Origin of the sequence: Lactiplantibacillus argentoratensis (genome assembly GCF_037290055.1) — a bacterium.
Classification (GTDB): domain Bacteria; phylum Bacillota; class Bacilli; order Lactobacillales; family Lactobacillaceae; genus Lactiplantibacillus; species Lactiplantibacillus plantarum.
Map to the genome: position 1 here is coordinate 2,179,515 of NZ_CP147647.1, position 26,800 is coordinate 2,206,314.

Here is a 26,800-nt window from a genome sequence, read left to right on the forward strand (position 1 = left end):
ACTTGTCTTAGAGTGGCTCTAAGGTGCTAATCTATAAAAGTATTCACGAATGAGAAAGTGAGCGATAGATAATGGAAACACCGATTTTAGCACGTATTGATCAGCCGGCTGATCTGAAACAATTATCCTTGCCGGAATTAACCCAACTCGCGAGCGAATTACGCCACGTCTTACTCAATAAAGTTAGTCAAACTGGTGGTCACGTTGGCCCTAACTTGGGCGTAGTCGAATTAACCATTGCCTTTCATACCATCTTTAATTCACCGGTTGATAAGGTTGTATGGGATGTTTCACACCAATCCTACACGCACAAAATTCTGACAGGCCGCAAGCAAGCTTGGCTTGATCCCGCCCATTATGACGATGTCAGCGGCTACACAGCCCCAGAAGAAAGCCCCCACGATTATTTCAATATCGGTCATACTTCAACCTCGATCGCCTTGGCAACTGGCATGGCCGTTGCTCGTGACCTTGAGGGCAAATCCGGCAATGTCATGGCAGTGATTGGTGACGGCTCATTATCCGGTGGTTTAGCCTTAGAAGGTCTAAACATCGCGGCCACCTTAAAGTCTAACCTCATTATTCTGGTTAACGATAATGGTATGGCGATTGCAGAAGACCATGGTGGCATTTACCAAAATCTCCGTGAACTTCGTGAAACTAACGGCACGAGTTCCCATAACTTGTTCAAAGATTTTGGCCTCGATTACCGCTACGTTGATAATGGCGACGACCTTGAGACCATGCTCACGACTTTTAAGGAAATTAAGGATATCGACCACCCGATCGTGTTACACGTCCATACCGAGAAGGGCCACGGTTATCAACCCGCAATCACTAATAAAGAAGCTTTCCACTGGCACGTCCCGTTTGACCTCACGACCGGTCAGACGTTGCACCCCAACACTAAGGAAAAGTATACGGATGTCATTCATGCCACGCTAGCCGATGAGTTAGCAGCCAAGACGCCTATCACGGCAATTACAGCGGCTGTTCCAGGAACTTATGACCTCAAACGTTTTGCTCGCCAATATCCAGACCGGTACTTTGATGTCGGCATTGCCGAACAAGAATCGATTACATTTGCTGCCGGACAGGCCCAACAAGGCTTACGGCCAATCGTCTTCCATTCTGGTACCTTCTTGCAACGGGCCTATGATCAATTATCCCATGATCTTGGCATCAATAAATTGCCCGTTACGATCATGGTTGCCGGTGGCCGCATTAACGCAGGCGATCCAACTCATCAAGGTATCTTTGACGTTGCCATGCTCAGTAATATTCCTAACTTAACTTACTTAGCACCAACGACCAAGGAAGAACTTCAGGCCATGATGCACTGGGCCCTCCATCAAAATAACGGTCCGGTGGCCATCCGGGTACCAAGTAATGACGTCCAGTCAGCACCGCTAGCGTCTGATTTTGACGCAACTAAGATGCACACTTTACACGCTGGTCAGCAAGTTGCCTTACTCGGTGTCGGCAGTCTCCTCCCCTTAGCAACAGCCGTGCAACACCAATTAACTGAGCAACACATTGACGCGACCCTCATTGACCCTCGGGACATTTCTGACCCTGATACGACAACTTTGGCTAACTTAAAGGCCAACCATCAGTTAGTTGTCACGGTTGAGGAAGCCAGTCTCAGCGGTGGTTTTGGTGAGAAAGTCAGTCGCTACTACGGCAACAGTGCCATGCGCGTTCTGAACTTTGGTGCTGCCAAGCGCTTTAACGACCGCGAAACAACTGATGAACTACGGCATGAATTTAAACTGACTCCTGACCAAATTGTCACGGCAATTACTGACCAGTTGGCAGAATAACCAGCCACTCAGCACTTCAGCTGTCATCAACTCATAAAAAGGACCGGCCAACTGCTTGTCTTAATCGACAGTATGCTGGCCGGTCCTTTGGTATTGGATAAACGAATAATCCAAGCGACCATTCATTATCAGCACATTCGCCAAGCAAACCAAACGGGCAGCTTCGGCTTGAATCAACGAGTGACCAAGCGACCGCAATTTACTAGTGGACCAATGCTTTATGCCACCTGACAGTGCCATCGTGACCAAATATTAGTAATATTTTATTATGCGACAGTAACTTGCGGCGAGCGACTGTCATCACAGTCCCAAATCTCATTAATATAATTATTCCGTTGGTTCGACGCTAGCTAAACAATTGACAGTCCCATCAGAGTTGTTTACAGTAAAATCAATCTTAAACCTAATATTGGAGGCCTTTATTATGGCAAGTCACCAAGCCTTACTAATTATTGACTACACGAATGATTTCGTCGCTGACGACGGGGCACTCACTTGTGGGCAACCCGGCCAAGCGCTCGCACCAACGATTGTCCAACTCGCCGATCAAATGACTGCGGCAGGCGACTGGGTCTTATTGCCAACTGATGTTCACACCCCCCACGATCCTTATCATCCCGAAAGCAAGTTGTTTCCACCCCATAACGTTCGGGATACCTGGGGGCGAGAACTCTATGGGCCGCTGAAGGATTGGTACGCTGATCATCAAGCCGCCGATAATGTTTGGGCATTCGACAAGACGCGTTACAGTTCATTTGCGGGCACTGATCTGGATTTACGTCTGCGTGAACGCCATGTTGACACCCTGCACTTGGTCGGGGTCTGCACCGATATTTGTGTTCTCCACACGGCCGTTGACGCCTATAATTTGGGTTATCAGCTGGTCATTCATCAGGACGCTGTCGCCAGCTTTGACGCCGCCGGCCACGAATGGGCGTTACGTCACTTCAAAAACAGTTTAGGCGCAACTATCATTTAAAAATGCGCAATAAAAATCACTCATTCAATACGAATGAGTGATTTTTTAGGATTACTAAATTAATTCAAGGTTGGCTCAACCCATTTTTGCAATATCAAGGTATTCAACACACCTTCAACTAAGATAACTGCCAACATGACGAGACTACCGACCCATAAAGAATCGATTTGTCCCTGGTTGACTAGCTGACTGGAGAGAAAGCTGACCATGCCAATCAACAAATTAGCTAAGCGGAAAGCCACGTAAATGACCACCACCGTGATAATCACATTGACGAACTGTTGCCGAAATCGTGGTAAAAAGCCCTTGGTCGCATTCGTAACAAAATGGCAAAGCGTTATCGTGCTCCAAATCAGAACCGTCACAAGAACTAAGACCAGTAGCGTCCCGAGAGCGAATCGCACGGCACCACCCACATCAAACTGACTAAAGAACATCGACGCTGACGTCAAGCCCCCCATCAGCTCATTCCAACCAATCCACAGTGTTAAACTGAACAAAATAACTTGAACCAGCCAGACATAAACAATATTGACCAACGAAACAACTAAATTAATCGTATAGCGCCGCCAATCGCTAATTGGCAATAACCAGAACGTCCCCGCCCGGAAGAATTTTTCATTTGAAACTGCTAATAAGATAAACCCAACGATTAAAGGTAACGCCATCCACGCACATAAATTGTAGAATAATGTCGCAGACGTGAAATTCCCTTTGATAGCCGTCCACAGACTAGTAACAATCACCGCTAAAGCTTCGATACCAATCACTAAATTCATTTGTTTAAAGCGTGGCCAACTGAGGGCCTTAAATAGTGACCAACTACTTGTCATCCGTCACACCTCCCATATATAAACTCTCATAATAATCTTCAAGTTCCATGCCGTGTTCATCGCGAATCTCATCCGCACCCTGATGAACAATAATTGTTTGGTCCTTAACGACCACGATTTCATCAAGAATCGGCGCAATTTCAGTGACATAGTGATCACTAATCAATAATGTCGCTTCGGCGGGCGTCCACTTGATAATACTGTTAATAATTTTTTTACGGCTCATACTGTCGATCCCGCTAAACGGCTCATCTAATAAGTACAAGGCCACCTTGCGACTCAGGGTCAACGCAATGATTAATTTCTCACGGGTCCCTTTAGACAACTCGCCCAGCTTTTGTTGTTGGTTGAGTTCTAGAAAATCGACCAATTCTTGATAACGCTCGGCATCAAAATCAGGATATACCAACTGATAGAATTGCGCGATTTGTTGCAATTTCATGCCGGCACTAAAGCCTGCTAAATGATCCGTGAAACTCACCTGCTGCTTACGGGCTACGGCAGTTGTCGCGTCATTGATCACAATACTGCCCTGACCCTTAGCACTTCCCGTAATGAGTCGCATCAAGGTCGTTTTACCCGCCCCATTTTCACCTAATAACCCGACAATCTTACCGGGTGCCAGGGTGAGTTGAACATTTTGTAAAATCAACCGCTGGTTATGCTTATATCGTAAATCCTTAATCGTCAATGCTGTCATGATTGTGCTCCTCTCGTTGGGCAATGTAGCGTTGCAGGCTCGCCACGATCTCGGCGTCACTTAAATTTAGTGCGTGCAACTGATCATACGTCAAAGTTAGCTGCTCGTTCACCAGTGTAGTTCTCAATTGCATAATATGCGCCTGATCTTCCGTTACGAAATTCCCCTTACCTCGTTGGGACGTCAGAGTGCCTTCCGTAATCATCTCACTGAGTGCTCGTTGAACCGTATTGACATTGACAGTCAAGTCCAATGCAAGCTGCCGCACCGCGGGCAACTTAGTCCCTGGTGGTAACGTTCCGTCAATCATTTTATGATAAATATACTGTTTGATTTGATAATAAATCGGAACCTTGTCATCAAATTTCAATTTAACGGCCTCCTTAGTGTCCTATTTCGCTATTACAATGTAACACAACTCATACCAAAAGTACAATGCTGACCCACCGTCACTTATGACAGCGGTTACATTTGTGGCTTGAATCTCAATTCAGGAGCGCTATACTTGAGTTAGGACGTGGCCTAGTTTGCCACATCACAGGAGAGGGATGGTAGCATGTTAAAAAACGAAAACGCCATTGCGTTAATTCGCGCCATCGATGTTGCTTATAGTGACCCCGAAGTACGCGCAATTCCCGAATTACAACAAGCCTTAGCTAAGGCCGCACAAGACCTAGACTGTGTTGCCGACCACCATCAAGTCGCTAGCCGCCTCAACCAATTGCTAACCACTTGGGGAGCTCGCCATTCACAGGGTCCCGCCGTGCTTGACCAGTTATACCTGATCACACTCAAAGATGGCGTCGACGTACCTTGCCAGGTCCCATACCGGGCATAATTATCTTAATATCACAAAAGCTCCCAAATCGAATTGGTTTGGGAGCTTTTGTGATATTAAGAGGCTAACCTTCGAGGTCAAATGCAGCCAGCTTAGGCCCGCTGGAAAAAGGTTCGAGTTAGCGTAAACTTTTTTGCTTGGTTCGTCCTACGCCGACTTCCAGGCATTTCTGCCAATTGCCGGAACGTGGTGGGCACAGATTTAAGCCGAAGCCCACGTCTTAAATACTGGCCTTTCACTAACCAAGCAAAAAACGCTTGCTAAGTGAAATTTCACCACTGGGCATTGTCAGAAACGCCTTCCAGTCGGGATGGTATTCGAATGGCAGACACGTGCGTACTCAACATTTGGTGGACTTGTCATTTTTTTACAAACAGTAATTTGTCAATCAACTGTCAGACTGAAAGTGATATTGTGATAGCTCACTATTTCGGAATCACCAGTCATAATAATTGAACGTTTCGACAAAGTAGAGAATACATCCTGATATTGTACTTAAAGTTCCCGTGTTAAAATAGCCAACGACCAATTGCACCAAGTTAAGTGGCCGTTCATCTGCCATTCGAGCGGCTTACCGAAACGTGCTCGGTGCCACTGAAGCCTGTGCTTGCTACGCCAACGGACGAATGCCAAGACCGCATTAATCCGTTGGCGTAGCAATGCTCAGCTTCAACCCGTGGCCCCTCACACTCTAGAGACTGGAGGGGCTGGGTGACAATGCTCAGTAGCCAAATTATTCTTAGTCGGAAGTGATTTTCTTCCGGCTTAGAATAAGACTCGTATTTGAGATGACGCGGATTGTGCGTTAGCTCAAATCGATGTCGGCTTACGTTCCAGCAATTGTCACCCAGCCCCGGAGGTCGGAATAGGACGATCATTGCTGACGAACAGGGATCAGACAAACGTCCTCTTAATATCATGATTCATGACAAATCAGCGCTAGTTCAAGCAAGCTGGCGTTACTGTACATATTGTGACAAGAATGCGGCGACGTGCTGTTTGTAGCGTTGGTAATTCTGGTTGATGGCCGTGGTGTGGCCGGCTCCCTTCACTAACCACAAGGATTTGGGCTGGTGGGCGTTGCGGTACAGCGTCTTGCCCATGCTCGTCGGGACAAAATCATCCCGGGTGCCGCTGATAATCATGATTGGCAAGCGGTTTTTGCGAATCTGGGCGACGGCATCCGCCTCTTTGAAACTATAACCTGCACGCAATTTAGTAATCAGACTGGTTACGTTGACCAACGGAAATGCGGGGAGGTGATAGAGTTGCCCCGCTTGATAGCTGATAATCGCATCAGCACTCGTAAACGGACTATCGACGACGTATGCTTTGATCTGCGGCAACTGCCGTTCACCACTGGCCATCGTCATCCCGGCTGCCCCCATACTGATACCGCTCATCACGATTTGAGTTGTGGCCGTTCTATGTACGACGGTTTTAGCCCACTGCAAGTCGTCGCGGCGCTCCAGCCAGCCGTAGCCAACCGCTTTTCCCTGGCTCGCACCACTTGCTCGGGAATCAGGAACCAGCACGTTGTAGCCGAGTTCATGATACATCCCCGCCCACGCACCCATCAAACCCTTATTCCCAGCAAATCCGTGTGCCAAAACAACGGTCTTCTTAGAATTTTTAACTGGAATATACCAAGCAACCAACCGTAAATGATCCGATGACTCAATAGTCCAAGTTTGCTTACGTGCATGTAAATACCAATACTTTTGGTGATAAACCGAACTTTTTTTCGATAGCTTTGTACTCTGCGTAACAAATGACTTATCGCCACGGGCAATTGCGACGTGATAAAAATAACTACCAGCACCAATCACAGCTCCCGCTAACAGAACAACGAGTACCCCCAGTGTGATCCACCATTTTTTCATTAAAATTCACTCCTTGATGAGACAAAAATCTGTTTTGAGCGGGAAAATTTCGCCACTACTTCATAATAACCGTTATAATTAAAGATAACTAGACCAGACTGAGGAGGCTTCTTTTTATGCACTATTCCGAAACGTGGGATTTGGACAGTATCTTTGCTGGCGGCATTGATTCCCCAGCACTAACTGCAAAAATGTCCACGATTAAACAGCAGTTGACCGCGACAGCAGACACCTTAGTTCACTGGCGTGCTGCCGCTGACACACCAGACGCCGACTGGTTTACCCAACTCGTCAACAGTCTGCAAGCCATTCAAGCCGGTATTGACCAAGCTACCGTTTTCGTGGTTGCTTATCAATCCGCACATGCGGACGACACCAAAGCCGCCCCACTACTGAACCAAATTTATCAACTTGACAATCAGTTAAGCAATCTATTAACCCGCTTCAAGAAGCAACTCGTTAAGTTAGATCAAGACACCTTTGACTCGCTCGTGCAACAACCGGCACTACAAGCCATCGCCTTTAACTTAACCGAAATGCGCCAGCAAGGCTTAGCGCTCCTAGATGACGACACTGAAGCCCTAATCAATGACTTAGCACTCGACGGTTTTCAGGGTTGGAGTGACCACTACGACACGTTAGTTAGCCAAATTCAAGTGCCCTATACCGATGAAAACGGGATAACCCAGCAACTATCCGCGGGTCAAGCTCAAAACATGTTAGCAGCCGCCATGCCGAACGCCCAACGCGCCGAATTAATGCGCAACTGGGAGCACGCTTGGCAAACTCACGCCGCTCCCTTTGCTGATACGTTGAACCACTTGGCGGGCTTCCGACTTGCCAATTATCGTGCGCATGGTACGACGAACTTCCTGCAGAAACCACTAGAACTCAACCGCATGAGTCAAGCGACACTAGACACAATGTACCAAGTTGTCGCTGACAGCAAGGACATTTTACTAAGTTACCTGAAGCGTAAGGCCCAGTTACTCGGTAAAGATCAACTAGATTGGCAAGATATTGAAGCCCCACTAACCTTGGGACAACTTCCTAGCCAAACTTACGACCAAGCTGCCGATTTTGTCATTAACAACTTTCGCCAATTTAGTCCAAAGATGGGCGCTTTAGCCCAACACGCCCTTGAACATCGTTGGGTTGAAGCTGAGAATCGCCCTAATAAGCGGCCTGGTGGCTATATGGAAAATCTACCAGAGACCCACGAATCCCGAATTTTCATGATGTTTACGGGTTCACCTAACGACACCGCCACCCTCGCTCACGAGTTAGGGCACGCCTTTCATGGCAGCGTCATTCAAGATCTACCACTTTGGCGTCAGGATTACGCGATGAACGTGGCCGAAACCGCCTCAACATTCGCCGAACTGATTGTCGCTGACGCCAGTGTCAAAGCGGCCGATGATGCCAAAACCAAATTAACTTTATTGGATGCTAAAATGCAAAATCCGTTAGCCATGTTTCTGGATATTCGAGCTCGCTTCCTGTTTGAGACGCGCTTCTATACCGCCCGTCAGCACGGGATCGTCACCCCTGACACTTTGTCAGACTTGATGCTAACCGCCCAAAAAGAAGCCTATGGTAATGCCTTAAATACTTACCACCCGATGTTTTGGGCTAGCAAGTTGCACTTTTACATTGACGACGTCCCGTTTTATAACTTCCCATACACATTTGGCTATCTTTTCAGTCTCGGTATCTATGCTCAGGCTAAAACACAATCGGACTTTGAAGACCGCTACATTGCCCTATTGCGAGACACCGCCAACATGTCGACCGAAGCCCTAGCTGCCAAGCACCTCGGTGTTGATTTGACCAAGCCGGCCTTCTGGCAAGCTGGTGTGGCTTTGATCAAGCGGGATATCGATGAATTCATGGCGTTATCCGCACCGTTAATCTAAGGAATGGAAGTGAGCACATGTTTCCAGAACGTTTAAGAGCACTACGTCGGGGGCAAAAAATGACCCTCGCTCAACTCGCGGCGGCCCTCAATCAAATGCCGACCGCAGACAAGACGACTCGTCAAAATACCGCGGCTCAAATCGGTAACTGGGAGCGGGACTTACGGACCCCGTCCTACCTAGAAGTTCGTAAATTAGCCGAATTTTTCAACGTCACGACCGATTACTTGTCAGGTAAATCAGACCAAGAAGAGTATGACCTCGGTCGCATCTTTTTATCGGGCAAGCCGTTGACGTTTAATCAAGAACAATTATCCAGTGAAGACCGCTATGAACTGTTTCAGTTGATGGATGGTTACTTACATGGTCGCCAGCATCGAGTTTCAACGGATGCGACCGGCCAAGAAGAATTAGACTTACACTTTGATGACTAGGAGTTTTTTATGAATCCCAAGAAGTTAAAACAATTAAAAAAGCGGGTCAAAAAGCAAGCCGGTGCCCCGTATATTCAACAGTTAATGAAGTACCGCGACTTATTTAAGGATGATCCCCAAATTCTAGTACTGATCAATAATGTCTTGGAAAGTGACCGCTTGCTGGCAGCCGGCTTAGCTCCCCAACAATTGCCAGTCTTAGAAGTCCCTGATGATTTTCAGGACCATCTCTTTGAGCGCATCAATCAGCAATATGCCATGGGTGATCCTGCTGGTGATGCAGCTTGGAACCAACTATCAGCCGCTCTCCCAAAAGTTGACCAACTTCTACGCAACTTTCGAGACTATATCGAAGATCAGTACGGGATGTGGGCCTACATCAGTGCACCATTCCTGAAAGACCTAGCTGACTTCACCGGCAGCGCGCCAGTTCTGGAAGTCATGGCCGGTAACGGCTATATTTCCAAGGGCCTCAAACGTCTCCATCCTGGTCAGCCAATTTATACCACGGATTCAAAGGACTGGACACACGAAACTGGCAATCAGACGGGACGCCACCCAGTCACGACGATTGAAGCGTTGGATGCCGTCAGTGCCTTCAATAAGTACGCCGCAACTATTAAATACGTCATTATGGCCTGGTCACCGGACAAATTGACTATTGATTGGGACTTGTTACAAGCTATGCGGCAAAGTCCTTACGATATCCCATTGATTGTCATTGGCGAAAAATACGGCGCCACGGGTTCCAAACAATTTTGGGACCACGCTAATTATCAAGAGAACGAGGCCGTTACCAAGTTAAATGCTCATTTCCGACCATTCGACCTGATTCACGACCAAGTCTATGTGGTCCGATAATTGAACACGCGTTAAATTAAAAGTCGTGCTTTCAGAATTAAATTCTGCGAGCACGACTTTTAACCTTTTCGTCATAGCTGAAACCCCTTTTTGCCAAATTCATTCGTAATTTGCCTAAATCTTCGCATCACATTTTCAATCGTTGCAGTTGTTCTAATCCCGCCACCAATGATGCTCGTGAAATCCCCCCGGCAGCGAGACTTTGGTCGTCAAATTGATTAAGCGTCGCGTAAAACCAAATCCCAAGTTTTAAGAATTCAGCTTCCGTCATTGCGAACTGCAACGCTAACAACCGCTGAGCGGCTTGAGCATAAGCCTTTTTGTCAATCAGTTGTGCCAATTCGATTTGATGTGGCAACGGCTGAGCTTGATCTTGCGGAAACACCACCTCAGTTGTGCCTCCCTTATGACGACTAAGCGTGTACCCTAGCCCCGTTGCGAACGCATGTAACTGCCGCATTAACCAATCACTTTCATCTTGCATTAGCATTAATCCCCCTAATTATGTGCCATCCAATAAATCGCTAAAATTGTCAAAATGACTGATAACGTACACATATACCAGTAAAATTGTTTTTCCGGTACTGTTCGACCATGCCTTCCCTGATAGGCATCCGCCATACTAGTGATAAACGTCGCCAAAATTGTATATAAGATCAATAACGTAAACGCGTAGGCCGTCCAAGCCGTCCCCATCGGCTGGTGCATTGCTTGCAACCTCCAGCCAATCAGACATCCCACCAATAAAAGACCCGTCGGCGCTGCAATCAACCGTCGCTTCATCCTCATCACTCCCCCTAGAATTAGCTTCATTATCCGCTTTTACCCCCCCGAGCCCAAGCAAAATGCCCCCCAAATTATATCCGCATAATACCAAATCTTTTCCGCACGAAATATTGTTAAAAGGTTCCAGTTGGCTCGATTGCTGTTCGTCAGCCAGTGCTCGTCCTATTCCGACCTCCGGGGCTGGGTGACAATTGCTGGAACGTAAGCCGACGTCGATTTGAGCCCGTGCACAACCCGCCCGGTCTCAAATACGAGTCTTATTCTAAGCCGGAAGAAATTCACTTCCGACTAAGAATAATTTGGCTACTGAGCATTGTCACCCAGCCCCTCCAGTCGGGAACCCGCTCGAATGGCTGATGAACGACCGCCGAACTCGGTACAATTTGTCGTTCGCTATTTTGATACTGGAACTTTAAACAAAGCGTTAGGTGTATTAAGCACTCTGTCAAGAGCTTAAATCTTACTACACCAATTCAGGATTGGTGAGCTATCTCAATATAATTTTCAGTCTGACAGTTGATTGACAAAATTATGGTTTATGAAAAACAATGACGAATTCGCGAAAAGTTGGGTACGCACATGTCTGCCATTCGAATACTGTCCCGACTGGAAGGCGTTTCTGACAATGCCCAGTGGTGAAATTTCACTTAGCAAGCGTTCTTTGCTTGGTTAGTGAAAGGCCAGTATTTAAGACGTGGGCTTCGGCTTAAATCTGTGCCCACCACGTTCCGGCAATTGGCAGAAATGCCTGGAGGTCGGTGTAGGACGAACCAACTAAAAAAGTTTACGCTAACTCGCACCTGTTTCCAGCGGGCCTAAGCTGGCTGCTTTTGATTTTAGCCAACTGGAATCTTTTAAACAATGATTCATGACAAAAAAGCCTGCAATCGATTGATTGCAGGCTCGTTCATACTGACTATTCGACGTTGAACTCCTTGAAATAACTGGTTAGTGGTTTCAATTCGTTTGCGTCATATTTTTCTTTGAAGGCACTGACAGAAGCATCCGAGGTCTTGGCTGGATCAACATCAAGGATTTCAACTGGTAACCCCCGTTTGTCAGTAATCTTGGCATCAATTAAGACCGGACGGCCGGCCTTTAATTCGGTCATCGCAGTTTCGAAGGCTGCGTGCAGTTGATCAAAATGTTCAACACGGATACCTTTGACGCCCATTCCTTCAGCTATCTTAGCAAAATCAGCATCAATCAAGTCGATACCATAGTATGGTTGCGGCACATCTTCTTGTTCTGATTTAATAAAGTTCAACGTTTGGTTAGACGTGACAATATTAAAAATTGGCAAGTGATACTTAACTTCGGTCAATAAGTCTTGCATGACCATTGAGAAGGCGCCATCACCAGCAATGTTGAAGGCTTGACGGTCAGGATAACTCATCTTCGCCGCAATCGCACCGGGAACGCCGGCACCCATCGTGGCAAATAGTGCTGAGGTCAATAATTTTTGCTTGGGATTCATCTTTAGGAAACGGAAACTGTTAATCGTGTTGTCACCAACATCCATTGAGAAGACCGCATCATCGGCAGCGACCCGGTTGATTTCTTGGTAGACTTGTTCGTATTCAAGTGGATCAGTTGTTCGTTCACTCAGTTTCTTCAAATACTGTTTCCAGTCGGCCATGTCTGCTTTAGCTGCTTGGTAGTATGGTGACGGTGACGCCGGTTCACTTAATGCCAAGGCCCGTTTGATGAAGACCTTAGCATCACCGTTGACGCCGAAATCCAAATGATGGTGCCGACCAAACTTGCCAGGATCCAGTTCAATTTGCACATATTTGAAGTCGTGAGTCGTGTACATAATCTGTGCGAACGAATAATCTGCGCCGACTGAGACGACCAAATCGGTAATGCCCATCAGTTCATCCGCCGCTTTCGAAGCGGCCCGATAAGCACTTCCCATGTTGCCATCAAAGCTATCAGGAATAACACCCTTGGCTAGCCCTGTGATAATAATCGGTACTTGCAACCGTTCTGCTAACGCCATCATGTCCTCGGTTGCACCACGCGTCCCCTGACCAACGTGGAAGACGGGGTACTTGGCGTTCTTGATCATCGTTAACACCGTCTTAACTTGTTCATCATCGATAGTAGGAATGCCAGTTAGTTTAGCAGGGACACTGGCTGAATCGTAATTAAGATCAGGAATTTCAACGTAGCCGAAATCATTTGGAATCGTCACCACCGCAACCCCGTTTTCACGGTAAGCCGTCCGAATCGCTTTATCAACAACGTATGGTAGACTTTCTGGGGTCATAACGGTCCGATTAAAGACGGCAACGTCACTGAAAATTGGTTCTTCAGCAAATTCTTGGAAATAATCATAGTTCATATTGGTGTGAGCAACTTGGCCCACCAAGGCAAGTACGGGCACGTGATCTTCCTTAGCATCATATAACCCGTTGAGTAAGTTAACGGCACCAGGGCCGGCTGAACCAAAGGCGACCCCGATCTTACCAGTCAACTTAGCATCCGCAGCTGCGGCGAGGGCCCCCACTTGTTCGTGACGGACTTGCACATATTGGAGTCGTTCCTGTTCGACATCCAACGCGTGCATGGTTGAGTTAAACGACCCACCAGCATAGCCGTAAATCTGTTTAACATCCCAAGCTTCAATAACCTTTAACATTGCAACGGACGCTTCAATCATCTTTGCCATAGTAAATGCCTTCTTTTTTAATATTGTTGTATACGTTTTCATTTACGATTATTAGGATACATCCAAATTGTTCAAAATTCAATTGTAAACAATCATTATTTTGTAAATATTGGCTTAACTAACCAAATTCGATGACCTGACATTGGCCCGAAATCGTGTTTGTTCTGGAAAACATTGACCGCTTATACATCGGCTTGATCTAACCAATCGGCAAGGTGAAATAATGATGAAAGATAAAGCAATTAATATTCTGACTGCCGAACTGTCAGCCCTCCCCGTTTTAATAATGACGTACTATGCGCTTACCGCGAAACCGACCGGACAGTGGCAGCTGACCTTTAATCTCCCTGTTTATTGGCTGATCAGTTCCTACCTGCTGGCCTACCCCTGGCTCCTCACCCGGGTTCCCGGCTTGCGCCACAACCCCCTCAAAATGAATTCACTTGCTCTAAAGGCGAGCTCAAGGTACGACTGTCGGCTCAATGAGCGGGCTGCCCGGTGGGATGATGAGATGAATCTCGCGATTTTCTTACTGGAACGCGGCTGTCTAATGTTACTGTCAGAGCCACTACTTTTAGGCGATTTAGGCTATCATAGTGTTCGACGGTTATGGTATTGATGGCAATAAAAAGCACCCATGCTGTTCAGTTTTATGAACAATATGGGTGCTGTGTGCATTATTTAAGAATGTTGGTCTCCAAGAAGGCGACAGCAGCTTCTTGAATCTTGTGAGGGACGTGGTGAACGCCACCCTCAGCGCGCTTAAAGACAGTTGCCTTCAGGGCTGGCTCATCTTTAAAACGGTGCTTAAAATCACGAATATACTGATAAGGTACCATTTGATCGGCCGTCCCATTGAAAAAGAACATTGGTCGTCCTGCCAGCGCTTCTGGGTGTTCAGATAAGTCAAACTTCGCCAGTTGTTGATAAGTTTGTTCAATTAGTTCTGCGGGGAGCTTAGCTTGTAATGCCGCTGGTAATTGGGCCACTTGATCGGTTGCAAAGGCCACTGGTTCCGGTGAACCAATCAACGAGACACCAGCAACGACCGTGGGCTGTGTTGCCATGATGCCGGCCGCGGTAATACCGCCCATCGAAGTTCCCATGACACCGATTTTATTAGGATCACTAATTCCAGCAGCTACTAGGGCCGCGACTAATTGTGGAAATTCCGCAACTGAATGGCCAACAATCGACCAAAAATGTTCGGGATGCCGATCGAGATCAGTCCCATCATTTCGACTGCCATGTAAATATGCTGTCGGAAGGATGACCCGAAAACCTGCACGTACCAACTGATAGGCCGCGCTCAGTTCGGTCGCTGTTTGGTTTGTCCAGCCATGGTAGTCGATGATCGTTGGTAATTTAGTTTGTGCTTGACTCGCTGCAAACACATGTAGTACGGGCAAGTCACCAAGCTTGGTCGTCCGCACCACCACATCTTCAAATAAATTTGTTGTCATGTTTATCACCGTTTCCAAAATTAATAGTTAATAGTGTAGCAGAAGCCCAAACGAAAACCAACCCAAACGCGCCCATCGTGGTTAAAGCTTAACCATCATGGACGCACTCGGGTTGGCTCGTTTTAACACGGTTAGTTATCAGCTAACGACGTGCCATTCAAAACTACTTTTCAAGTGTATCTAAGAAATCTTCAACTTGCTTTTGGGTCTTACGGAATTTGTCGACATAACGACCGATTTCTTGACCATCTTCAATCCCAACGAAACTAGGAATCCCCATCACACCCATGTCTTGGGCAATTTCAATGTTGGCGTCACGATCAACCGTGATCCAGTCATATTGGTCGTACTTCGCTTCGATTTGGGGCATTACTGGTTTAATGAAAGCGCAATCCGGGCACCAGTCCGCCGTAAAGAATAACATGTGTTTACCCGTCTTGATACGTTCGCGAATTTCTTCGTCGCTTAAAGTTGCAGTTGCCATGAAAAATGCCTCCAATATCTTTATAATAACTATAGTTTACCACATACTAAAAGTAAGTAAAGCCTTTTGCTTTATTTTGTCGCTCGGATCAGCGCTTGCTTGAGATCCGCTGCTAAATCGGCACTATTTTCGATCCCAACGGATAGCCGCAACAAGTTAGCGGTGATCCCCTTTGCCTGTCGTTGTTCTTCTGTTAAATCTGCGTGCGTCTGAACTGCCGGAACTGTTAACAGGCTCTCGACACCGCCAAGACTTTCCGCAAACGAGATTACGTTCAATGCTCGTAAAAAGGTATCGACGTCGGTACCCGTAGCAAGATAAAAACTAATCATTCCACCACGTCCTGGATATAAGACGCGTTCAACGTGTTCATCTGCCTCAAGGACCGTCACGAGTTCCTGCGCATTAGCCTCCTGCTGATGCAAACGTAATGGCAAAGTCTTCAAGCTCCGTAAGAGTAGCCAAACGTCGAACGGGTCAAGGACCGCACCAGTCGTCACCAGATTAAATTCAAGCGCATCAGCATCCGCCTGCGACTTGACCACCACCGCACCGGCTAAAACGTCATTATGACCGGCTAAATACTTGGTTGCGGAATGAACGACGATGTCTGCGCCTAGATCCAGCGGCTTTTGAATCAACGGCGTATAGAAAGTATTATCAACGATTAACTTGAGGCCATGGGCGTGTGCGGTAGCCGCTGTGGCCGTAATATCTATGACCTTCATGGTTGGATTCGATGGCGTTTCCAACCACAGGGCCACGGTTTGATCGTCTGCCAGTGCTGCCAAGGCCGCTTGATCCTGCCCATCCCAGACAGCAAAATCCAAATGATAATGGTCGTGTAAGAGGTCAAAGAAGCGGTACGATCCACCATATAAGTCATCAGACACAATAATCTTGTCACCACTATTGAACAACGTGAAAACGAGCTGAATCGCCGCCATGCCAGAAGTCAACGCATACGCAGCGATGCCGTGTTCCATCTCTGCCAACACTTGTTCCAAAATACAGCGGGTCGGTTGGGCCTCACGCGGATAGTCAAATCCGGTAGATTGTCCCAAACCAGCATGTCGATACGCTGTCGACAAATAGATAGGCGCCGAAATTGCGCCAGTCTTCTCATCATCGCTCCGATTACCAGCTTGCGCCAACCGTGTTTCAATGTGTAATTTATCAGTTTGCTTTGTCATAATCTCAATCCCATCCAATCTAGTTATACCGAGTAGTTGGCAAAAGTATCCTTCAGAAATGGCCACAAAAAAAGCCGCCATCTTCAAGGGACGCCGGTCGCGTGTTACCACCCAAGTTCAATTACGGGTCACCCCGTTAAACTCATCAAGTCATTATTGACTCACTGGAGTATCGGCCAGTCCCGCCAGCACAGCCTTGCGACCGCAACTGGGCATTCCGAGTTCATCTTCATCAGGCGCCACCTTGCCGCTTTGCACTCCCCGCGGCTCCCTGTCAAAGGTATGACCTGACTACTCTTCTCATCAACATGTTATTTAATGATATTTTCATCTTACTCTCATAATAATAGGAGTGCAAGCCCGAATCTTATTTCAGTACGATAAAAAAATGGTGCCAGCATGATCCTGACCACCATTTTTACAGCAACTCATCATATATTGCCTAGCCTAATAATTTCAATACAAGCACAAAGTATCCCAAAATCAGAATACTTAGTCCCAGCGTCTTCAGGAGTGCCAACCACTGTCCTCCCGCCGTTCGACCTTTAGGGCCCAGACAAATCGCAACACCGCCACAAATCACGGCCAAGGTTCCTAGCTCACGGCCCCAGTCCGCATTCAACAAGTAAATGAACGGTCCCACTAAGCCGCTGACAATCGCGACGATCCCCAGTACTTTCAGAATCAAGCGGCCCAGTCGCTTATCCTTTTCGTCATAAATTTCATGTTTCTCTTTTGCCATCAAACCAGCCACCAATCCTTATGAACTACTTTAAGTATGCCGTATTTGGTCACAATGAGCAAGAAGGCGGTTACAATGTTCCAGCTTTAATATTTACTGAGTAGTGGCTTGCCACTCGCTAGAATCGTAAGCACTGCTACGCTCACCCGTTATTGCAGGTCCGGCATACCGGCACCCTGGTCATGGCACAAAAAAGTGGGTGTTCAATATTGGCACCCGCTGAACACCCACTTGGTAATCGATATTTTCAATAATACTTAGTTAAACGACGCCATTATGGCTGTGTCGCAACGACTTGCCATACGTTTCCCTTAGCCAACTGTTGTTGTTCCAATTGACCTTGGGAATTAATCCGAAAACGCCCCGCTAAGTGCGCGACATCGGCGTTGGTATTTTCATAAACTTCCACGTAAACTAAGCCACCGCTCTGATACTGATTAAACGCAAAATTCTGTTTATTGGCCGTTGTTTGTTGATAGTCCTTAGCCACTTGTTGCCAAGCCCAATCATTGATCTGACTAGCCGTCAACTGCTGTGGATTGGTCGTCTGCTGGCCGCTAGTTGATGAAGTCGCGGGCGCAGACTGCCCGGTAGTTGCTTGACTTGTTGCAGTGGTATTTGAACGTCCCTGTGAGCTAGCTGCAGTAGTTGTCTTACTATCCTGACTAGTCGTTGCGCTAGCTTCGGATTGTGACTCATTAGCTGAAGTCGTCGAAACTGACGATGCTTTAATTGACGACGATTTGGTAGCTGTCGATTGCTTCGTCGACTTTGCTGAAGACGACGCGTCTTTTTTAGCCTTAGTCTTTGACACAACTGATTGTGTTTCACTAACCCGCGACTGGCTAGATTGATGGTCGGCTTCTAAGTAATAACCGCCTCCCAGCGCAATGATCCCAGCAATCACGGCTGAACTAACTAACATTTTTTTCAAGATAATCAACTCCCCAAAGATTAATTGTCTGATACTAACTACAGCATACGCTATGTTGTCTCACTTTACCAACGTTTACCTGTTCTGGATTGAAATTTAACTTTAAATTATATTTGGCTCAGTTGGTCCTTTTTTTGGCACCTAAGATTCATTGTGACATTCTTTTCTTGACTACGCCTCGTCAACATAACAGAAGTGAATTTTGCTAACCGGGAAACTATTTCTGCAACCTTATTTCTTTCAATCTCACTTCGCCAACCTACTGCCGCTCTATCAGGATATCGTCAATCACACCCCGACTACGGCCCAAAATAGGCTAACAATGTAACCGTTTCATAATTTATCATCAAATTGTTACTTATGTGAGGCCCCCTTCACATGCTATAGTAATCAACCGATACAAAAAAACTAGGAGTGTGTGAATAGAATGCCACGTAATTTAAAAGAAGAAGTTGTCTTTACCGCCATTATGGCTGGTCTAATGGTCTTTGTGATGACCGCCTATAACGTTACCCTTGCTCAAGGTTTCAGTAGCGGGTTAGTAATGGCAATCCTCAGTGGCTACCCACTCGGTTTATTCGTTGCCATCATTTTAGACTTATTGGTCGTGGGACCAATTGCCAAACGATTAGCTTTCAAATATATCATTAATGATTACATGCGCAAACGGGTCGTCTTGATCGGGATTACCATCTCCGTCTTGATGGTCCTTGGCATGGTAACTTGCATGTCCCTCTTCGGGATCGCAGTGGAAGGTGAATTGTCCGGGAGTCACGTATTAGCGACTTACGGTCACACTTGGATCTTTAACTTGATTGTTGCATTACCACTCCAACTCATCATCGTCGGCCCAATCGCCCGCGGTGTGCTTGGAAAAATGCAACGGGCAACTGCTAACACCGAGTCAGCAGCTGCAATGAACGAAGAGGACTAATCTTTCAGTCCATTGACGGCCGGTCATCAGGATAATCTTATCCTGATGACCGGCCGTTTTATTTTACGACGATTTCGTCGACCAACACGTCTGAAGGGCCTTCTCATGGAAACCTATTGTTTGTGCCGGCACGCAAAAAAACGCGTGTCAGCCATCCGAAAATGGTTAACACGCGTTCATCGCGGCACTGGTAAAACCAGCGGGAGTGACACTCCACAATGTCAGTGACCCAAGCACTCTGAAATACGTCAGAGAAACGTGCCCCGCTATCAATATTAGTCACTAGCCGCTCGCGCGGAACCGTTATTACTAACGATCTGACTCTATCGACTCATCGCATGGACTACCTTATCATCTTCATTGTTAAATTGCAAGTCACGCTGCTACAAAACTTGCAGCAGCCGCTCCCCAAATCGGCCGTAGCACTTAACTTTTCGCAATCAAAAAAATTGAGTATCCCGTTCGATTTAATGAACGGCACACTCAATTCCATTGGTATTTTGATTTTGGCTTGGCTCCAATATCAATTCTTACCTTACCATAGTCATGTAAAGATACAGTAATTAACTCGTAAAGATTACGTTTAAGCTTCCGCTGCCGTAATCTGGTCTAAGCGATCAGTCTGGGCTGTCAGCCAATCGGTTAGTAACTTTTCAGCATTGGTTTGATCAGCCAGCACGTCGGCAACGCTTCCCAGCTCATCAATTCGCAATCCTGACGGTAACGCATCGGATTCTGCAATCATGTAAACGTTGATTGGCAGCGTATCCTCTGCCGCCGTAACCTTTCCAATTTCGGTCAAATTAGCCAGTGGCAGGTTAATGACACTCGTCTCCAACCGAAAGCTGATAGCTGGCTCATGCTTAGCCGTCAGTGTCACTTGGGCAAGCTGGTCGGCATTGAGTGCCACTACCAATTTCGCTAGCCAAGGCTTAACCTTAGTCGCTAATTTGGTATAGGTACCAGTCAAGCTATCCTGCGTAACCTTGTCAGCCGTAACATCATCAATAAAAGCTTGTACGTTTCGTTGCATAAAACACTATCCCTCATTCATTATTCAATTTCGTTAATTTGCACGTCGCCAGCGAGTCAGTAACACCAACGTATAAAAGTTGATTCCTAACCCGATCACACCCATAACTTCTAACGCTAGCTTAATTTCCATGCCAGCCGTACTCTGGTAGCCCGACATCAAGGCGCTAACGAGTCCTAAGCTATAAATCAACACAACTAGCCCTAGGACGTAAAAACCCAGCATACGATTAATATACACCGCCAGAATGCCTAGAAAATATAAGACTAGGGCAATCAATAGGCCCTGCCACATTTCCGCTACCGAAATGTGTTTTGCTTGCAGGTGAAAATGGCTGGTCGACATCATCCAATTGACGATACCGTAACAAAAAAAGGACACAAACGCAAATGCAACTAGGCGAGTCAGTTTCAACAAATCACTCCTATTACTGGGCAATTAAGTCAATAATGGCCGACCGTTCAATTCCCGTGAAGTACTGATTTAAATCAATATCTGCCAGCGCTTTAGCGATGGCCTCATGGTCATACCGCACCCCTTTAAGGGCGGCTTCAATATCTTGAACGTTGCCACTACCAAAGAAATCACCATAAAATTTAATATTATTGATCAAGCCGTCATCGACCGAGATGCGCGCATCAATGGTTCCCATATCAAAGTGTTGACGCCGCTTGACCGAGAATTCCGGTGATTTACCGTAAACCCAATCCCAATTAGCATAATAGTCTTCGTAAATTTTATCAATAGCTTTTTGTTGTTCAGGTGTCACGTGATATTCCTTATCCGCAATCTGATCCAACGAATCAACATGGAACAACTCTTTTAACAGGGCATCCTGAAATTCTGGCACCGTGATATTCTGATATTCTGGCGCTAAATAAGGCCGTAAGTTCGTGACCCGACTCCGAACGGACTTAATACCTTTGGATGCAATCTTGTCGGTCGGGACTGTTAGCGCCTGTGGGACAACGTTTAAATCAACATTCAACATCAAAGTGCCATGGGAGAATGTCTTACCATTCCGTGAATACATGGCGTTACCAGAGAACTTCTTACCATCGACGAGCAGGTCATTACGACCACTGACCGTCGCTGTCGTCGCCCCCATATCGTGGAGTGCGTCAATAATTGGCTTGGTAAACGTCTTAAAATCGCCAAACTCCTGACTGTCACTATCCACCACGAAGCTGAAGCAGAGGTTGCCAAGATCTTGATATACGGCCCCACCGCCAGAGAGACGCCGAGTGACGGTGATGTGGTGTTCACGGACATAATCGGCATTAATTTCTTCAAGCGTGTTCTGGTTCCGACCAACAATGATGCACGGTTCTTCATAGTAGAACAAAACTAATGGTTCATCAAAATCCACGTTATTCATTAAATATTGTTCGGTTGCCAAGTTGCGGCCAATCTCATGATCTTTCATTGCGACATAATACATGTTTTAAAATCTCCTTCAGCTTTAGGTTACTTTAATCATACAGCAAGATGAAAAAAGGACCCACAATGTGAGCCCATTTTTTGGAAGAATCATACAAAAAGTTTGGCGTGGCATTCTTCACACCACAAGATGACTGATTCACTATCCACATCCGTGAACGTTTGATTGGCGGCAATCCGTTCTCCGTGGACATAACCGTGCCATCAATAGATGGAGGTTGGGCCAGTCAGTTATCCGAAATTAGCGGAAACGCTGCTATACTGCACTAGCTATCACTTGACGGGTTTGTTACAACAATTGGGTAACGGTTGATACTGACCTGTGACTCTTCCGATAAACCCAATATAGCATATAATGTAAGCGATTGCAAACTGATCAAAAAACAACCTAGCCAGCCGAAGCCAACTAGGTTGCCGAAACATTAATAGCGGTCGTAATCGCTATTTCATTTCCTTATCGTTAGTATAAAACGCGTTAAGCGTAGGCACAACTAATATGCTTAGCCCTCAAGCTTAGCAACATAGTGGGTGGCGCCAGAGCGACTCAGATAACGTAACCACGTGTACCCCTCAGCCTGGACCGTCCCGTTATAATAGACGGTTTCACCTGGGTTATATTCACCGACAATGCTTGAGTGTGTACTTGGTGCCGTGCGAATATTAGTTGTCGTCACGAAGCGGAACGCCCCCTGCGTGTTCGTCACAGGTTTAGCTGTCGTCCCTGTTGCGGCATTGCCACTGATGGCAACATAATGTTGCGCACCTGAGTAAGAAAGGTACCGTAACCAAGTCTGACCGTTAGCAGTAACCTTAGCATTGTAGTATACGGTATCACCCGCGTAGTAGGTCCCAACACTGCCGGCATTACCAGCTGGTGCATTCTTGATTGTCGTCGTTTGTGTGAAGCGATAACTCCCGCTTTGTGGTGTAACTTGTGGCTTATCCACATTGGTTGGCGTGCTTTCGCCACTAATCGCGACATAGTGTTGCGCACCTGAATAAGAAAGGTACCGTAACCAGGTTTGCCCATTCGTCGTCACCTTACCATTGTAATAGACCGTGTCACCGGCATTATAAGTGCCGACCGTGGTCGCGTTACCTGCGGGTGCATTCTTGATAGCCGTTGCTTGCGTAAACCGGTAGGCCCCACTCGTTGCGACGACATCTGGCTTGGCCACACTAGCGACTTCATCACCACTCATGGCCACGTAATGCTGAGCTCCTGAATAGGACAGATACCGCAACCAAGTTGTCCCACCCGTGGTAATCTTGCCATTATAGTAAACCGTATCACCAGTATTATACGTACCGACGACTTGGGCTGTTTTGCTGGCGGCAGACCGAATGTTGGTCTTGGCAGTAAACTTGTAAGCGCCACTTTCCGGTGTTACGGTCGCCTGATTGTTGTCGTTATTCGTCGTTGCCTGGCTGATCATCACATACCGTGATACGCCAGAATAGGACTGATAACGTAACCAAGTTGCATTACCGACCGTTAACTTACCATTGTAATTGACGGTTTCGCCAGTATTGTAAGTGCCCACTACGGCACTCGCAGCGTCCGGCGCGTTGTGAATTGTCGTTGTCTTAGTAAACTTATGTGTGCCACTAGTGAGGGTGACGTCTTGATCAGGTTGAACTTGGTTATTATCATTTCCGCCAGTTGCTTGACCACTGAGCGCCTCTTGATCCCACTCATGTAGCTTGTTATATTCAATGATGCTGATCAGTGAACTCGCGTACGTTGGCGCGGTCGCATAGCCATCTTGTTGCAAGAGACCGGCAACGCGCCGATAATCGGTAACCCCAATTAAATTGCTGTAACGCGGATTGACAACCAAAAAGGCCCCATGATCTTCAACACTGGCCGACCAATTTGGGTACTTCCGAAAAGCGTCTTGAATAACAATGTAGTTTGAGCCATTCCATTCCTTAGTTGGGAAGTAGATTGATTGTCCTTGATAACTTCCCTTGATACCGAATAAGTTATTTCCATCAGTTGCCAGTTGTGACTGCCCCCAGCCACTTTCCAGAATCGCCTGTGCGGCCGTGACTGATGGTAAGACTTGATACTTATTCCAACCAGAGATGGCCCCTGCTTTGATTTGGCTCAGGAAGATTTCCTGACTAGTCATCGCCCGCGTTGAGCGTGCCATCATCGCTGATGGCTGGACGGCATCAGCTGCCACGACTGTTTCAACTCTCGGTGAAATCTTCGCAGCTACCGCCTGTTCGGTCGCTTGCTTCGGTGCGGCCGACGATGCGGCTGATTTGGCCGCTTCACTTGCAACCGTTGCGCCGGCTGGATCCGTGGTGCCGTGACTAGCCTGGCTGGCAGCTGCACTGGCCTTAGCCGTCTCATCAGTCGTACTGTGGCTATCTTGACTCGTGGCGGCACTCGCTTTGGCAGTCTTGTCAAGCTGATCAACGGCGCTAGTCGTGGAATCTGCCGTAGCACTGGCAGCGGCGTTGTCCTTAGCGGCTTCACTAGTCGATGACTGGCTTTGCTGTGCTGTACTGTCAGCTTTAGTTGCTTGACTGGCCGCCCGTACCGTCACCCGGCTGGACGCACTGGTATCAGACGTCGTTGTACCGGCCGACTTCGCCTGGTCGTCAGTCTTTGCACCGTCGCTAGCAACGGATTGGTCAGCCGCATCGCTCGCCGTTGTTGCTGTTTGACTGCCAGCACTTAAGGTCACCTGTTGGCTGGCAGCCGAAGCAGCGCTGCTTCCCTTAGTCGCAGCCGCTGGTTTCTGATCCGTACTTGCCGTGTCAGCTTTACCACTCAACATTGGCAGTAAAGCGGTACTTAGCAATAATGAAGTTACTACTTTTTTCGTCATTCCAATTTTCAATTTTAAAATCCCCAAACTTTCCGTGAGTTAGCTGTTAACACAACCGATTTAATTCCCCTGTAGCACCTGCTATTACAGAATAATAGTAGCATGTCGAAGGGGGACATTCAATCGAGATTGCTTCGAATTATTTTATTAATATCAGTCGATTGACACCGTTATCATTTTAACTGATTGATTAGTTAACAATTCGTTATCGTTGACTAGATTGACGATCGCTACCAAACGTTGTGACCAGGGACTTTTGCGAAATTAGGGTGTCACTGAATAACCTCATTGACATTAAATGTGCCTGATTGATCGATTAACGACCTTAAAGAATATTATTTTTCCATCACAAAGTTCGTGTGAAAAAAATCAGTCATTTTTCAGTCCATTAAAATAATTATCCTTACAAACTCAAGTTAGCAAATAAATCAATCGATTTTAATTGCTTACATTGCTGAAAATTAATGCTAAAATGTAGATATTAACTAGCCATATCAAACGGGGGTAACCATTATGTTACAACAATATCAAAATATCTTGGTACCAGTTGATGGCTCCAAGGCTACCGACGAAGTCCTTCGTCGGGGCATCGAAGTCGCAAAGCGTAACAAGACCCATCTCGACATTTTAAACGTGTTGGAAGTCAATCAATTCAGTGACACGTATGGCGGTGCGGTCAGTGGCGATGTCATCTATAAGCTATCAGAAGACGTCCAGAAGCGCTTGGAAGAACTTAAGCAACAAACGATTGACGCTGGGGTGACCGACGTTGATATTCACGTTCGCTTTGGTAATCCTAAAACAGTTATCGCGCGTGAATTCCCTGCTGACCACCATAATGAATTAATCATGATTGGTTCAACCGGCTTATCCGCCGTTGAACGTTTGATGGTCGGTTCCGTAACCACCTACGTCAGTCGCAACGCAATTTGTGACGTTTTGATCGTTAAGCCGGCCGCTAAAAAAGAAGACTAACCAAAAAGTCTGGATGCGTTCCAGACTTTTTTAGTGGCCTTCGTGTGCCCCGCCTTCCCCGTTATAAAGGAGCTTTATTCATGACCTGGACTTATCAACTCACTATCCCGTCTAGTTTGAATCAACAGTCGATTCGGGCTTGCCTTCGGACTTGGCTGATTCCAAAGCGGATTCAGGGCCAGTTACGCCAAACGCGGCGGATTCAGCTGAACGGTGCACCAACGTCGATTGCACAACTCGTCAATACTGGTGATTGCCTGACGCTGACGTTTATCCCCAGTGACTTTCGAACCCCGACCTCGAACTATATTGCGGCCGCCACGGCCCCAGCCACGATTTTATATCAAAATAGCGATCTGTTAGTCGTTGATAAACCCGCTGGCGTGAAATCGCATCCTAATCAACCGGGTGAAACCGGATCAATTTTAAATGACCTAGCAGCCGCACTCCAGCCAACTCATCAGGCGCCATACATGGTTCACCGGCTCGACCAGATGACTTCTGGTGCGATGCTAGTCGCATTGAACCCGGTCGTCGTCCCGATTCTGGACCGCTTAATCAGTGACAAGCAAATTCGCCGAACTTATTATGCCTGGGTACGTGGTCACTTTGCCACGCCAACTGGGTATTTCAACGCGCCAATCGGTCACGATACTACCGACAAACGCAAACGCTGGGTCAACACGGCCGATGCCCAGCCAGCACTCACCGACTACGAAGTATGTGCAACAACCGCCCATCAGAGTTTAGTTAAACTGACCCTGCATACTGGCCGTACCCATCAGCTACGGGTCCACTTGGCCGCCAGTGACCACCCGATTATCGGTGATCCACTTTACGACTCGCAAGCGGAGTCGGCGCCTCGGCTGATGTTACATGCCCAATTGTTGGATCTACAACTTCCATTTAGCACCACACGGGTGACGGTACCGGCCCCATTGCCAAGTTTATTTGAGAAGCCGCATTTAATCGAGAACTACTGATTGCTTGAATCTGTTTCAAGCATAGCGAAACCTCTAAAATTAATGCTAA

The 26,800-nt window shown here is 46.9% G+C and carries 27 protein-coding genes; 10 read left to right on the forward strand and 17 right to left on the reverse strand.

All coding sequences use genetic code 11. The features are described from left to right. The first annotated feature begins 71 nt into the window (after positions 1-71). Together V7R88_RS10570 and V7R88_RS10575 are read left to right on the forward strand one after the other, a co-directional pair. Positions 72-1,823, forward strand: coding sequence for a 1-deoxy-D-xylulose-5-phosphate synthase (locus V7R88_RS10570; protein WP_054397118.1), 1,752 nt, complete (start codon positions 72-74; stop codon positions 1,821-1,823). Positions 1,824-2,247: 424 nt separating this feature from the next. Continuing rightward, on the forward strand, positions 2,248-2,802 hold the full coding sequence (locus V7R88_RS10575; protein ID WP_054397120.1) for a cysteine hydrolase family protein: 555 nt from the start codon (positions 2,248-2,250) through the stop codon (positions 2,800-2,802). Between the two features lie 59 nt (positions 2,803-2,861). Here V7R88_RS10575 and V7R88_RS10580 read toward each other — a convergent pair whose 3' ends face one another. From V7R88_RS10580 to V7R88_RS10590, 3 genes are read right to left on the reverse strand one after another with little or no spacing between them, the layout of a single operon-like run. Next, positions 2,862-3,635 carry a hypothetical protein gene (locus V7R88_RS10580; RefSeq protein WP_057717448.1) on the reverse strand — a complete coding sequence of 258 codons (774 nt, stop codon included), beginning with the start codon at positions 3,633-3,635 and terminating at the stop codon, positions 2,862-2,864. Beyond that, a complete protein-coding gene (locus V7R88_RS10585) occupies positions 3,625-4,335 on the reverse strand; it encodes an ABC transporter ATP-binding protein (protein ID WP_054397124.1) in 711 nt (236 codons plus the stop codon). The genes V7R88_RS10580 and V7R88_RS10585 overlap by 11 nt, the downstream gene beginning before the upstream one ends. Further along, positions 4,316-4,705 (reverse strand): GntR family transcriptional regulator, encoded by a 390-nt coding sequence (locus tag V7R88_RS10590; protein ID WP_054397126.1) that lies wholly within the window; start codon positions 4,703-4,705, stop codon positions 4,316-4,318. The genes V7R88_RS10585 and V7R88_RS10590 overlap by 20 nt, the downstream gene beginning before the upstream one ends. A gap of 186 nt (positions 4,706-4,891) precedes the next feature. On the opposite strand from V7R88_RS10590, the gene V7R88_RS10595 reads away from it, so the two are divergent. Continuing rightward, on the forward strand, positions 4,892-5,173 hold the full coding sequence (locus V7R88_RS10595) for a bacteriocin immunity protein (protein WP_003642670.1): 282 nt from the start codon (positions 4,892-4,894) through the stop codon (positions 5,171-5,173). A 436-nt stretch (positions 5,174-5,609) separates the two neighbouring features. Here the strand turns inward: V7R88_RS10595 and V7R88_RS10600 are convergent, their stop codons facing one another. Together V7R88_RS10600 and V7R88_RS10605 are read right to left on the reverse strand one after the other, a co-directional pair. Beyond that, positions 5,610-5,735, reverse strand: coding sequence for a hypothetical protein (locus V7R88_RS10600; protein ID WP_260356009.1), 126 nt, complete (start codon positions 5,733-5,735; stop codon positions 5,610-5,612). 397 nt (positions 5,736-6,132) lie between these two features. After that, positions 6,133-7,056: an alpha/beta hydrolase gene (locus V7R88_RS10605; protein ID WP_054397128.1), complete on the reverse strand. Its 924-nt coding sequence runs from the start codon at positions 7,054-7,056 to the stop codon at positions 6,133-6,135. A 116-nt stretch (positions 7,057-7,172) separates the two neighbouring features. On the opposite strand from V7R88_RS10605, the gene V7R88_RS10610 reads away from it, so the two are divergent. The 3 genes from V7R88_RS10610 to V7R88_RS10620 are packed head-to-tail and all read left to right on the forward strand — an operon-like array spanning position 7,173 to position 10,267. Then, entirely contained in the window at positions 7,173-8,972 is a 1,800-nt protein-coding gene (locus tag V7R88_RS10610) for a M3 family oligoendopeptidase (RefSeq protein ID WP_338816241.1), read from the forward strand. A 17-nt stretch (positions 8,973-8,989) separates the two neighbouring features. After that, entirely contained in the window at positions 8,990-9,406 is a 417-nt protein-coding gene (locus V7R88_RS10615) for a helix-turn-helix domain-containing protein (RefSeq protein WP_003642665.1), read from the forward strand. A 9-nt stretch (positions 9,407-9,415) separates the two neighbouring features. Further along, a complete protein-coding gene (locus tag V7R88_RS10620) occupies positions 9,416-10,267 on the forward strand; it encodes a hypothetical protein (protein WP_054397133.1) in 852 nt (283 codons plus the stop codon). 127 nt (positions 10,268-10,394) lie between these two features. On the opposite strand, the gene V7R88_RS10625 is transcribed toward V7R88_RS10620, so the two are convergent. The 3 genes from V7R88_RS10625 to spxB form a co-directional block, all read right to left on the reverse strand. Next, positions 10,395-10,751: a DUF6483 family protein gene (locus tag V7R88_RS10625; protein WP_054397134.1), complete on the reverse strand. Its 357-nt coding sequence runs from the start codon at positions 10,749-10,751 to the stop codon at positions 10,395-10,397. A 14-nt stretch (positions 10,752-10,765) separates the two neighbouring features. Continuing rightward, positions 10,766-11,080 (reverse strand): LasU family protein, encoded by a 315-nt coding sequence (locus V7R88_RS10630; RefSeq protein WP_054397136.1) that lies wholly within the window; start codon positions 11,078-11,080, stop codon positions 10,766-10,768. 889 nt (positions 11,081-11,969) lie between these two features. Continuing rightward, positions 11,970-13,727, reverse strand: a complete 1,758-nt coding sequence (spxB, locus tag V7R88_RS10635) for a pyruvate oxidase (protein ID WP_003645912.1) — start codon at positions 13,725-13,727, stop codon at positions 11,970-11,972. Between the two features lie 223 nt (positions 13,728-13,950). Between spxB and V7R88_RS10640 the strand changes: the two genes are divergently transcribed. Beyond that, entirely contained in the window at positions 13,951-14,346 is a 396-nt protein-coding gene (locus V7R88_RS10640) for a hypothetical protein (RefSeq protein ID WP_054397919.1), read from the forward strand. A gap of 58 nt (positions 14,347-14,404) precedes the next feature. Here V7R88_RS10640 and V7R88_RS10645 read toward each other — a convergent pair whose 3' ends face one another. The 5 genes from V7R88_RS10645 to V7R88_RS10665 all read right to left on the reverse strand — a co-directional run bounded on the left by V7R88_RS10645 (position 14,405) and on the right by V7R88_RS10665 (position 18,543). Continuing rightward, positions 14,405-15,190, reverse strand: coding sequence for an alpha/beta fold hydrolase (locus V7R88_RS10645; RefSeq protein WP_054397920.1), 786 nt, complete (start codon positions 15,188-15,190; stop codon positions 14,405-14,407). A 163-nt stretch (positions 15,191-15,353) separates the two neighbouring features. Beyond that, a complete protein-coding gene (locus V7R88_RS10650; protein WP_003642657.1) occupies positions 15,354-15,674 on the reverse strand; it encodes a thioredoxin family protein in 321 nt (106 codons plus the stop codon). A gap of 71 nt (positions 15,675-15,745) precedes the next feature. Next, positions 15,746-16,867 (reverse strand): PLP-dependent transferase, encoded by a 1,122-nt coding sequence (locus V7R88_RS10655; RefSeq protein ID WP_057717846.1) that lies wholly within the window; start codon positions 16,865-16,867, stop codon positions 15,746-15,748. Positions 16,868-17,309: 442 nt separating this feature from the next. After that, positions 17,310-17,609, reverse strand: a complete 300-nt coding sequence (locus V7R88_RS10660) for a hypothetical protein (protein ID WP_054397925.1) — start codon at positions 17,607-17,609, stop codon at positions 17,310-17,312. Between the two features lie 274 nt (positions 17,610-17,883). Continuing rightward, positions 17,884-18,543 carry a hypothetical protein gene (locus V7R88_RS10665; protein ID WP_054397927.1) on the reverse strand — a complete coding sequence of 220 codons (660 nt, stop codon included), beginning with the start codon at positions 18,541-18,543 and terminating at the stop codon, positions 17,884-17,886. Positions 18,544-18,970: 427 nt separating this feature from the next. On the opposite strand from V7R88_RS10665, the gene V7R88_RS10670 reads away from it, so the two are divergent. Then, on the forward strand, positions 18,971-19,477 hold the full coding sequence (locus V7R88_RS10670) for a DUF2798 domain-containing protein (protein WP_054397930.1): 507 nt from the start codon (positions 18,971-18,973) through the stop codon (positions 19,475-19,477). A gap of 583 nt (positions 19,478-20,060) precedes the next feature. On the opposite strand, the gene V7R88_RS10675 is transcribed toward V7R88_RS10670, so the two are convergent. The 4 genes from V7R88_RS10675 to V7R88_RS10690 form a co-directional block, all read right to left on the reverse strand. Continuing rightward, positions 20,061-20,510, reverse strand: coding sequence for a hypothetical protein (locus V7R88_RS10675; protein ID WP_054397931.1), 450 nt, complete (start codon positions 20,508-20,510; stop codon positions 20,061-20,063). Between the two features lie 33 nt (positions 20,511-20,543). Further along, a complete protein-coding gene (locus tag V7R88_RS10680) occupies positions 20,544-20,924 on the reverse strand; it encodes a hypothetical protein (RefSeq protein WP_054397933.1) in 381 nt (126 codons plus the stop codon). A 13-nt stretch (positions 20,925-20,937) separates the two neighbouring features. Next, positions 20,938-21,951, reverse strand: coding sequence for a lipoate--protein ligase (locus V7R88_RS10685; protein ID WP_054397934.1), 1,014 nt, complete (start codon positions 21,949-21,951; stop codon positions 20,938-20,940). Positions 21,952-22,450: 499 nt separating this feature from the next. Beyond that, a complete protein-coding gene (locus V7R88_RS10690) occupies positions 22,451-24,805 on the reverse strand; it encodes an SH3 domain-containing protein (RefSeq protein ID WP_054397936.1) in 2,355 nt (784 codons plus the stop codon). 501 nt (positions 24,806-25,306) lie between these two features. Between V7R88_RS10690 and V7R88_RS10695 the strand changes: the two genes are divergently transcribed. Beyond that, a complete protein-coding gene (locus V7R88_RS10695) occupies positions 25,307-25,768 on the forward strand; it encodes a universal stress protein (protein ID WP_054397938.1) in 462 nt (153 codons plus the stop codon). 80 nt (positions 25,769-25,848) lie between these two features. Beyond that, positions 25,849-26,751: an RluA family pseudouridine synthase gene (locus V7R88_RS10700; RefSeq protein ID WP_054397940.1), complete on the forward strand. Its 903-nt coding sequence runs from the start codon at positions 25,849-25,851 to the stop codon at positions 26,749-26,751. Positions 26,752-26,800: the final 49 nt, after the last annotated feature.